The organism is Streptomyces sp. NPDC059668 (assembly GCF_042734135.1).
In the GTDB taxonomy this organism is placed as follows: domain Bacteria; phylum Actinomycetota; class Actinomycetes; order Streptomycetales; family Streptomycetaceae; genus Streptomyces.
The window spans coordinates 63,489-67,161 of record NZ_JBHWEL010000042.1; the positions used below are offsets into that span (position 1 = coordinate 63,489).

Here is a 3,673-nt window from a genome sequence, read left to right on the forward strand (position 1 = left end):
AGCCCCCCTCGGTCAAACCCAGTGCTCCGGGGGTTGGGGGGGGTCGGGGTTGTCTATAAGAGAACCCCGGCCGCCCTCCGCTGTCGTCCGCGCGGGTTACTCCGTCGCGAGCCCGCCGTTGTGCGGCGCCGGCTCCAGATCGAACTCGCCGTCCCGGGCCCCCAGCACGAAGGCCCGCCACTCCGCCTCCGTGTAGCGCAGGACCGTGTCCGGTTCGAGCGACGAACGCATGGCCACCGCTCCCGCGGGCAGGTACGCGATCTCCACCCGTTCCTCGTGCTCCTCGGTGCCCGGCGCGCTCTGCCACTCGACGTCCGAGATGTCGAGCGCGTAGAGCTCGTCCCGCTCCCGCTCCTTGCGCGCCTTGACCTCCGCGTCCCTGACGTCGACGTCCCTGTCCGCTGCTGCCTCGGCCATGTTCGGACGGCCCCTTCCCCACGTACGGTTGACCCTGCCGTCACCCTAGTGGCCGGACCGGCACCGCCCGTGAGGTTCCAGGACCCGGGCGGACGCATCCGGCCAGGCTGGTACGCTGTGTGACGGCCGTTTGTGTACGCACCCCCGGAGCCCATCGCTCTGGAGGCCGCGCCCAGCGGATCCCCGCCTCCCGAGTAACGGAAGCTCCCCTGAGATGTGGACCAGGGGCACTCGGTGGCACATCAAAGACTACGAGGAGTACGCGTGTCGCTCGACGCCGCTACGAAGAAGCAGCTCATCAGTGAGTTCGGCCAGAAGGAGGGCGACACCGGCTCCCCCGAGGTCCAGGTCGCCATGCTCTCGCGCCGCATCTCGGACCTGACCGAGCACCTCAAGACCCACAAGCACGACCACCACTCCCGTCGTGGTCTGCTGATCCTGGTCGGTCAGCGCCGCCGGCTGCTGCAGTACCTGGCCAAGAAGGACATCCAGCGCTTCCGTGCGCTGGTCGAGCGCCTGGGCATCCGCCGCGGTGCGGCGGGCGCCAAGTAAGACGCCGTGAAGGGAGCGGTTCCCACCTCTTGGGAGCCGCTCCTTTTGCTGTACGTGCCCTCTACGTGCGGAGTGTCACCGACGCTTTGTAGTGTGGTAGCACAACGACACACGCACGACCCAGCACGTACGACACAGCGTGACGACGCCCCACCCGCCGGGTAGGGACCGTCATGACAGACGAACGAGGAGAAGCGCACCTCGCCGCCGCCGGTCCTCGGTAGTGGCCCCCGGGAGATTGCGACCCCGGGTGCTTCGATCGAAGACCGGCCCGCACCAGAAGGAGCGCTTCTCCGCCACCGTCCCCCTGCCACACGGGCAGGACGGGACGAAGACGAGGAGAAAACGCTAGTGGAGAACGAGACCCACTACGCCGAGGCCGTTATCGACAACGGTTCCTTCGGCACCCGCACCATCCGCTTCGAGACGGGCCGCCTGGCCAAGCAGGCCGCCGGCTCCGCCGTCGCGTACCTGGACGACGACACCATGGTGCTGTCGGCCACCAGCGCTTCCAAGAAGCCCAAGGACCAGCTCGACTTCTTCCCCCTCACGGTGGACGTCGAGGAGCGGATGTACGCCGCCGGCAAGATCCCCGGCAGCTTCTTCCGCCGTGAGGGCCGCCCCTCCGAGGACGCCGTCCTCACCTGCCGTTTGATCGACCGCCCGCTGCGCCCGTCCTTCAAGAAGGGCCTGCGCAACGAGATCCAGGTCGTCGCGACGATCATGGCGCTCAACCCCGACCACCTGTACGACGTCGTGGCGATCAACGCCGCCTCCGCGTCCACCCAGCTGGCGGGTCTGCCCTTCTCCGGCCCGGTCGGCGGCGTCCGCGTCGCGCTGATCAACGGCCAGTGGGTCGCGTTCCCGACGCACACCGAGCTCGAGGACGCCGTCTTCGACATGGTCGTCGCCGGTCGCGTCCTGGAGGACGGCGACGTCGCGATCATGATGGTCGAGGCCGAGGCCACCGACAAGACGATCCAGCTGGTCAAGGGCGGCGCCGAGGCGCCCACCGAGGAGGTCGTGGCCTCCGGCCTCGACGCCGCGAAGCCCTTCATCAAGGTCCTGTGCAAGGCGCAGTCGGACCTCGCCGCGAAGGCCGCCAAGCCGACCGCCGAGTTCCCGATCTTCCTGGACTACCAGGACGACGTCTTCGAGGCCCTCAGCGCCGCCGTGACGAGCGAGCTGGCCCAGGCGCTCACCATCGCCGGCAAGCAGGACCGCGAGGCCGAGCTGGACCGCGTCAAGGAGATCGCCGCCGAGAAGCTGCTCCCGCAGTTCGAGGGCCGCGAGAAGGAGATCTCCGCCGCGTACCGCGCGCTGACCAAGAAGCTGGTCCGCGAGCGCGTCATCAAGGACAAGATCCGCATCGACGGCCGTGGCGTCACGGACATCCGTACGCTCGCCGCCGAGGTCGAGGCGATCCCACGCGTGCACGGCTCGGCGCTGTTCGAGCGTGGCGAGACCCAGATCCTGGGCGTCACCACCCTCAACATGCTCCGCATGGAGCAGCAGCTGGACACCCTCTCCCCGGTGACCCGCAAGCGCTACATGCACAACTACAACTTCCCGCCGTACTCCGTCGGTGAGACGGGCCGCGTCGGCTCCCCGAAGCGCCGCGAGATCGGCCACGGCGCGCTCGCCGAGCGCGCGATCGTGCCGGTCCTGCCGACCCGCGAGGAGTTCCCCTACGCGATCCGTCAGGTGTCCGAGGCCCTCGGCTCCAACGGCTCGACGTCCATGGGCTCGGTCTGCGCCTCCACCATGTCGCTGCTGAACGCCGGTGTGCCGCTGAAGGCCCCCGTCGCCGGTATCGCCATGGGTCTGATCTCCCAGGAGATCGACGGCCAGACGCACTACGTCGCCCTCACCGACATCCTCGGTGCGGAGGACGCCTTCGGCGACATGGACTTCAAGGTCGCCGGCACCAAGGAGTTCGTCACCGCCCTCCAGCTCGACACCAAGCTGGACGGCATCCCGGCCTCCGTCCTGGCCGCGGCCCTCAAGCAGGCCCGCGACGCCCGCCTCCACATCCTCGACGTGATGATGGAAGCGATCGACACGCCGGACGAGATGTCCCCGAACGCCCCGCGGATCATCACCGTCAAGATCCCCGTGGACAAGATCGGTGAGGTCATCGGCCCCAAGGGCAAGATGATCAACCAGATCCAGGAGGACACCGGCGCCGAGATCACGATCGAGGACGACGGCACCATCTACATCGGTGCCGCCGACGGACCGGCCGCCGAGGCCGCCCGCGCCACGATCAACGGCATCGCCAACCCGACCATGCCGGAGGTCGGCGAGCGCTACCTGGGCACCGTCGTGAAGACGACGACCTTCGGCGCGTTCGTGTCGCTGCTCCCGGGCAAGGACGGTCTGCTGCACATCTCGCAGATCCGCAAGCTCGCCGGCGGCAAGCGCGTGGAGAACGTCGAGGACGTGCTCGGTGTGGGCCAGAAGGTCCAGGTCGAGATCGCCGAGATCGACTCCCGCGGCAAGCTCTCCCTCATCCCCGTGATCGAGGGCGAAGGCGACGACGACAAGAAGGACGACACCGACCAGTGACGTCTCGTAGCTCCACGACGACGGGGCCCCCCCCGGGGGGGGGGGGGGGGGGCGCCCCGCCCCCCCCCCCCCCCCCCCGGGGCCCCCCCCCCCGGGGGGGCCCCCCCCCCCCCCCCCCCCCCGCCCCGCGCCCCGG

General features: G+C 69.4%; 3 protein-coding genes. 2 read left to right on the forward strand and 1 reads right to left on the reverse strand.

Annotated elements, in window-relative coordinates; translation table 11 throughout:
• Positions 1-96: 96 nt before the first annotated feature.
• Positions 97-417 carry a DUF397 domain-containing protein gene (locus ACFV2J_RS26565; RefSeq protein ID WP_385094821.1) on the reverse strand — a complete coding sequence of 107 codons (321 nt, stop codon included), beginning with the start codon at positions 415-417 and terminating at the stop codon, positions 97-99.
• A 264-nt stretch (positions 418-681) separates the two neighbouring features.
• Here ACFV2J_RS26565 and rpsO point away from each other — a divergent pair, with 264 nt between their 5' ends.
• Positions 682-969, forward strand: a complete 288-nt coding sequence (gene rpsO, locus ACFV2J_RS26570) for a 30S ribosomal protein S15 (protein ID WP_168530506.1) — start codon at positions 682-684, stop codon at positions 967-969.
• Positions 970-1,320: 351 nt separating this feature from the next.
• The gene (locus tag ACFV2J_RS26575; protein WP_385094824.1) at positions 1,321-3,537 is read left to right on the forward strand and encodes a polyribonucleotide nucleotidyltransferase; all 2,217 of its coding nucleotides are present in this window, start codon (positions 1,321-1,323) and stop codon (positions 3,535-3,537) included.
• Positions 3,538-3,673 lie beyond the last annotated feature (136 nt).